The 6,562-nt window shown below is 64.3% G+C and carries 4 protein-coding genes and 1 pseudogene; 4 read left to right on the forward strand and 1 reads right to left on the reverse strand.

The genetic code is table 11. The features are described 5' to 3' along the window. Positions 1-13: 13 nt before the first annotated feature. Complete coding sequence (locus GTP55_RS28085) at positions 14-2,653, forward strand: polysaccharide deacetylase family protein (RefSeq protein WP_161048070.1); 2,640 nt, start codon at positions 14-16, stop codon at positions 2,651-2,653. Positions 2,654-2,657: 4 nt separating this feature from the next. Here the strand turns inward: GTP55_RS28085 and GTP55_RS28090 are convergent, their stop codons facing one another. Further along, positions 2,658-3,260 (reverse strand): DJ-1/PfpI family protein, encoded by a 603-nt coding sequence (locus tag GTP55_RS28090; protein WP_161048071.1) that lies wholly within the window; start codon positions 3,258-3,260, stop codon positions 2,658-2,660. 74 nt (positions 3,261-3,334) lie between these two features. On the opposite strand from GTP55_RS28090, the gene GTP55_RS28095 reads away from it, so the two are divergent. From GTP55_RS28095 to GTP55_RS28105, 3 genes and pseudogenes are all read left to right on the forward strand, one after another. Continuing rightward, positions 3,335-4,318: a GlxA family transcriptional regulator gene (locus GTP55_RS28095; protein WP_161048072.1), complete on the forward strand. Its 984-nt coding sequence runs from the start codon at positions 3,335-3,337 to the stop codon at positions 4,316-4,318. Between the two features lie 7 nt (positions 4,319-4,325). Beyond that, complete coding sequence (locus tag GTP55_RS28100) at positions 4,326-4,718, forward strand: hypothetical protein (protein WP_161048073.1); 393 nt, start codon at positions 4,326-4,328, stop codon at positions 4,716-4,718. A gap of 604 nt (positions 4,719-5,322) precedes the next feature. Further along, a pseudogene (locus GTP55_RS28105) lies at positions 5,323-6,562 on the forward strand (heme utilization protein); the annotation flags it as partial.

Below are 6,562 nucleotides of genomic sequence, written 5' to 3' on the forward strand. Positions count from 1 at the left end.
CTAAAGAATTGCCATGAAATCCAAGATCATCATTGTCGCCGCCGTGGTGGCCGCGCTGGCCGCCGTCGGCGTGGTATTGCGCAGCAGGCCGGGCGCTGCGCCTGCTGCTGCTCCGGCATCGGTCCAGGCCGCCGCCGTGCCGGCCTTGCAGCCGGAACTGCAGGCGCTGCTGGCCAATTACCGCAAGATCATCGTGCTGCTGGCCGATGAGAAAACGCTGAACGACGCCGACCGCAAGGCTGCCAACCAGGTTGGCCAGTCACTATTCCATGAAAACCTGGAGCGCCTGACGCGCATCCAGCCGCTGCTGGCGCAAACCCAGGCGCTGCCGCCGGCCCGGCGCGACGCCGCCTACGATGGTCTGCTGTCGTATATCGAATCGGCGTCCGACCTGTTCGATGCCGACCGGCTGGCGTTCCGCGAAGTGCTGCTGTCGCTGCAAAAGCTGGCGGCTTCCGACCAGACCTTGCCGGCCATCAAGCTGCACAAGCGCGTCAGCGAAGACCTGGCGGCGCTGGAAGAGATCGAAAAGCAGTACGACAAGGAAATCAGCGATATCTTCTCGCGCTTTGAAGCGCGCGCCATCACGCCCAGGCGCGAGAAGTGGGACGACTATGTCGCCCATCTGCGCAAGCTGTACACCCGCGAGCAGATCATGAAGGACTACGGCGTCATCGTGCCGTATCCGGAGCCGCCGGCCGCCGCGGCCGGGGCCGCTGGTGCTGCCGCCGCGCCGGCCAAGGAAATCTTCGGCAACACGCTGCCGCCGAAAACCGTGGTGCTGACCTTTGACGACGGTCCGCATGGCACGTACACGGAAGAAATCGCCGCCATTCTCAAGCAATACAATGTGCCGGGCGTGTTCTTCGAGGTCGGCCAGAACGTCGGCCGCTACAAGAACGAGAGCAAGCGCCTGATCGACGCCGGTCATACCGTGGGCAACCACAGCTTCAGCCACGCGCTGCTGTCGAAGCAGAGCGGTGACAAGCTGTACGGCGAAATCGCCAACACCGACACCGCGCTGAAGGCGGCCGACGAGCGCCGCTCGCCGCTGTTCCGCTTCCCGTACGGCGCGCACAACGCCGAAGGGCTGGCCATCCTGTCCAGGCTGGGGCTGCGCTCGGTGATGTGGAATGTGGATTCGATGGACTGGGCCGATCCGGTGCCGAGTTCGATCGCCAACCGCGTGCTGGGCACGCTGGCCAAGGAGCAGCGCGGCATCATCCTGTTCCATGACATCCACGACCGCAGCGTCAAGGCGCTGCCGATGGTGCTGGATAAATTGATCGCCGACGGCTACAGCTTTGCCGCCTGGGATGGCCAGGAATTCACGGTGGCCAAGGGCACCAGGCCGGCGCCGGAGCAGGTCGCCATCAGCACCGGCTATGCCAACAGCTACGCGGTGGTGATCGGCATCAACGATTACCAGAAGTGGCCCAAGCTGCAATACGCGGTGCAGGACGCCAAGGCCATCCGCGACACGCTGGTCAACCGCTTCGGCTTTGCCGGCGAGCGCGTGTTCACGCTGACCAACGGCGAAGCGACCCGCAACAACATCCTGGCGCTGTTCCACGACAAGCTGGCCGAAGCCAGGCTAAAGAAGGATGACCGGATCTTCGTGTTCTTCGCCGGCCACGGCGCCACGCGCCAGCTGTCGTCCGGCCGCAATCTCGGCTACATCATCCCGGCCGATTCCGATCCGCAGCAGGTCAGCGTCGACGCGATTCCAATGACGGATTTGCAGAACATTGCCGAAAGCCTCAACGCCAAGCACGTGTTTTTCGTCATGGACGCCTGCTACAGCGGCCTGGGCCTGACGCGCGGCGGCGGCAGCGAAGCCTTCCTGCGCGACAACGCGCGCCGCGTCGGCCGCCAGATGCTGACCGCCGGCGGCGCCGACCAGCTGGTGGCCGATGGCGGCCCCGGCGGCCACTCGGTGTTCACCTGGACCTTGCTGCAGGCGCTGAACGGCAAGGCCGACCTCAACGGCGACGGCATGATCACCGCCACCGAGCTGGCCGCGTACGTGGCGCCGGCGGTGGCCAGCGTGTCGCAGCAGACGCCGGCGTTCGGCAGCCTGCCCGGTTCGGAAGGCGGCGAGTTCGTGTTCCAGCTGCCGGTCGAGGCCGAGTTCCTCAGTGCGCAGTCGACGCAATTGCCGGCCGACGCCATTGCGCTTAACAGCAAGCTCGATAGCGCCCGCAGCCAGCAGGGCGACGGCAATGCGGTGGTGGTCAAGAACCTCAACGGCGGCGAGCAGAAACTGGCGGCGCCGAAGCCGGTTGATGTGTCGGCGCGCCAGCTGGCGCAGCGCGCCAACGACCGCGGCTTGCAACTGTATAAAGAGAAGCAGTACGCGCAGGCCGAGGCGGCGTTCACCGAGGCGCTGAAATACCGGCCGGACTTCGGCCTGGCCGCCAACAACCTCGGCTTCGTCTATTACAAGCAGGAGAAATATGCCGAGGCGGCGCGCTGGTTTGAGAATACCTTGCAGATCGACACCTCGCGCGCCATCGCCTATCTCAACCTCGGCGACGCCCGCGCGCACCTGAACGACAACGAGAAGGCCAGGCAGGCCTACACCAGCTTCCTGGCGCTGGCACCCAACCACCCAAGCGCCATCTATGCGCGCGAGCAGCTGAAAAAGCTATGACGGCCTAGTCGCGGCGCCAGTCGTAGTCCATCAGGTGCGCGGTGCGTTCGGCCAGTTCCTGGCCTGCCAGCCGCGCCACCAGGTGCAGCGACATATCGATGCCGGCCGAGATGCCGGCCGATGTGATTACGCGGCCGGTGTCGATCCAGCGCCGGCCATCCGCGACCTTGACCTTGGGCCAGCCCGCGCGCAACGCGTCCAGGTCATCCCAATGGGTGGTGGCTTCCAGTCCGTCCAGCATGCCAGTCTCGGCCAGCACCAGGGCGCCGGTGCAGACCGACGCGGTCAGTTCGGCGCGGCCGGCGCTGGCGGCGATCCAGGCGATGACTTCCGGCCGCCCCAGTTCGGCATCCACCACGCCGCCCGGCACCAGCAGGACATCGATGTGGCCGGTATCGGCAAAGTCGGCTTCCGGATGCAGCACCAGGCCAGCGCGGGCGCGCACCGGTGCGCGGCTGGCGCCGATGGTGCGCACGGCGAACGGCGGCGGCGCATCCGGCGCCATCTTGGCCGCCATCCGGCTGGCGCAGGTGAACACCTCATACGGGCCGGCAAAGTCCAATACCTCCACGTTGTCGAAAATATAAATGCCTACGGTGCGTGTCATGGCGATCTCCTTTAGCCCATGTTGGCATGGCGGCGATTGACACAAATGACATCCATGGTGGAATATCTGCCAACATGAAACCCATCCCGATCTGGCTACTGGTGTACCCCGGCTTTTTGCTGCTGGACGCCACCGGCCCCGCCCAGGTGTTTTCCACCGCCAATGACGAGGCGCGTGACGCCGGTCTGCCGCCTCCTTATCAAATCAATATGATCGCGGCCGAACCCGGCCTGGTGATGTCGACCGCCGGCGTCGCCGTGCAGGCCGCGCCATTGCCGCAACCGGCGGAGCTGGCCGGCAGCACGCTGATCGTCGCCGGCGGCCGTGGGGTGGAACTGGGGCCGCAAGGCAGTCCGGCACTGGATGGCGCGCTGATCGACTGGCTGGTGCAGGCGGCCGGCCAGGTGACGCGCTGCTGCTCGGTGTGCACCGGCGCCTTCGTGCTGGCACGCGCCGGCTTGCTGGACGGCCGCCGCGCCGTCACTCACTGGCAGGATGCCGCCGCGCTGCAAGCACAATATCCAGCCATCACCGTGCAGGAAGACGCCATTTATATCAGAGACGGCGCGCTGTACACCTCGGCCGGCATCGCCGCCGGCATTGACCTGGCGCTGGCGCTGGTGGCGGAGGACCAGGGGCGCGCCGCCGGGCTGGCGGTGGCCAAGCGGCTGGTGGTGTTCTACAAGCGCCCCGGTGGCCAGCGCCAGTTCAGCACGGAATTGCTGGCCCAGGCCGAACCGCAGGGCCTGCACGGCCGCCTGACCGCGTGGCTGCGGCCGCGCCTGCAGCAGCAGCTGGATGTCGAGCAGATGGCGGCCGCGCTGGCGGTGTCGGTGCGCACCCTGCACCGCCACTTGCAGCAGGAGGCCGGGCTGTCGCCGGCGCAACTGCTGCTGCGGCTGCGGATGGAGGCGGCCTGCGGCTTGCTGGAACAGGCCGGCATGACGGTCAAGCGCGCCGCCCGCCAGAGCGGCTTCGGCAGCGAGTACAATCTGCGGCGCGCGTTTGCCGCGCAGCTGGGCGTGGCGCCCAGCGACTATCAATCGCGCTTTGGATGAGGACAGGATGCAGGCACTGGAAAAATGGCTGGCCCGGGTATTGTTGCTGAACAGCGGCCTGGCGCTGGCCGTCAGCCTGGGCCTGCTCGGCGCGGCGTCGCCGACCGGCGACCTGATGCTGCACGCGGTGGCGCTGCTGGGTTTCCTGGCCGGCGTGCTGTCGCTGCGGCGCTCGCGTTTCGGCCTGTGGGGCGGGATGCTCTATTATAGTGTGCAGTTGATCAGCTATTTTCCGCATGGCGACGGCCCGGCCTTCAGCGTCAAGGCCGGCGTCAGCCTCGGCGTGGTGATGCGCTTCGCTTCCGCCACTGTTGTCCTGAATGCCTTTGCGCTGGTGCTGCTGGCCGCCACCCTGGCGGTGTTGTGGCGGCGCCGCCAACAACCCGCTGCGGCGCAATAGAAAATTTCCATACGTCATCATCGCGTCACATCTCTGCGGCACAGTCTAGCCTTATCCTCCCCGCTCGCCGACGTAAACAAATCAACATGGTTGATAGCCTCTGAACATTGTTATTTTGAGCGTGGCGGCGTGGCGACAGGCGTGCAAATAAATTCCTTGCGGAAATTTATTACGCTATACTAGCCCTCCGTAGCAAGTTTTTTACGCCGTTTTACATCCGTATAAAAGAAAAAAATGAGTGATTTCAAATACTTGGCGAAGTTTTGCGACAGGATGAAAGATTACATGTGTTTTTTTTCCGTATGGGAATAAGTTTACTTAGTGGAAGACTCGCGGCGGTCGCCTTGTAAGCAAGCAGGACGAGTTTCCGGCCTACGGTTGGGTTGGGGAAAAGCAATAAATCTTCTTCAGTTTACTCAAGTTGAACAGGATGTTGACGTTAAGAATGTGTGCGCACGCGGTTTTGCGTTCGCGGCAAGTAGCACCTAATAAGTAGTTAAACGGCAAATATGCCACTGGCGGAAGACGCGGATGCAACGGTAGGGCCGTGCACCAGATGTTTTCGGACAGCAAATCGAATCAGCGCCCTTCTAGGAGAAATGCAATGAGCGTCATTACCAGTATGTCCACCAGCCAGATCGCAGGTCTGAGCACCCAGCAGGTCGTGACAATCGCGACCGCCGATATCGCGGCGCTCAGCTCCGATCAGATGGTAGCTTTGACCACCAATCAATTCCAGGTACTGACCTCGAACCAAGTTGGCGCCATTTCGAGCGCCAATGTTCCATTGCTGAGTACGACTAATTTTGCCGCTTTGAGCGCCAACGGTATCCTCGGGCTGACCACCGGCCAGATCAAAATCCTGACCACCGAACAGATCGTCGCGCTGACCACCAACCAGGTTGGTGCACTGAGCAGCCGTCAGCTGAGCGCGCTGACCACGCTGTCCATCGCCGCGCTGGAAACCGAAGACTTTGCCGCGCTGAAAACCGCGACCCTGGTTGGCCTGAGTAGCACCCAGATCGGCGCCCTGACCACCGAGCAAGTGGTGGCCCTGACCACCGCCCAGGCCAACTCGCTGAGCAGCGCCCAGGTACGCGCCCTGACCACCGATTCGATCGCTGTGCTGCAAACCGAAGACCTGGCTGCGCTGAAGACTGCCTCGTTCGCTTCGCTGAGCACCGCCCAGGTCGCTGCCCTGACCACCGATCAGATCCAGGGTCTGACCAGCGGCCAGTTCGCCGCGATGAGCACGCTCGACGTCGCCTCGGGCCTGACCACCAGCCAGATCGTGGCAATGACCTCGAACCAGTTCGCCGGCCTGACCACTGCGCAAGTGGGCGCGCTGTCGTCGGCCAACCTGGCCGCGATTGAAACCGCAGACATCAGCAGCATCACCACCGCTGGCATCGCTGCGCTGAAGTCGTCCCAGATCATCGGCCTGACCACCGATCAGATCGGCCAGCTGACGTCGGGCCAGGCTGCCGCGCTCAACACCGCCGCCGTCAAAGCCCTGACCACCGACCAGGTCGTGGCTCTGACCACCAGCCAGGCTGCCGCCCTGAGCAGCGCCCAGGTGAACGCACTGACCAGCGCCGCCATCACCGCGCTGGAAACCGAAGACTTCGCTGCGCTGAAAACCGCGACCATTGCCGGCCTGAACAGCACCCAGATCGGCGCCCTGACCAGCGCGCAAGTGGTGGCCCTGACCACCGCCCAGGCCAACTCGCTGAGCAGCGCCCAGGTACGCGCGCTGACCACCGACTCGATTGTTGCCCTGCAAACCGAAGACCTGGCTGCGCTGAAGACTGCCTCGTTCGCTTCGCTGAGCACCGCCCAGGTCG

This window comes from Duganella margarita (genome assembly GCF_009857535.1).
GTDB classification, from domain to species: Bacteria; Pseudomonadota; Gammaproteobacteria; order Burkholderiales; family Burkholderiaceae_D; genus Rugamonas; species Rugamonas margarita.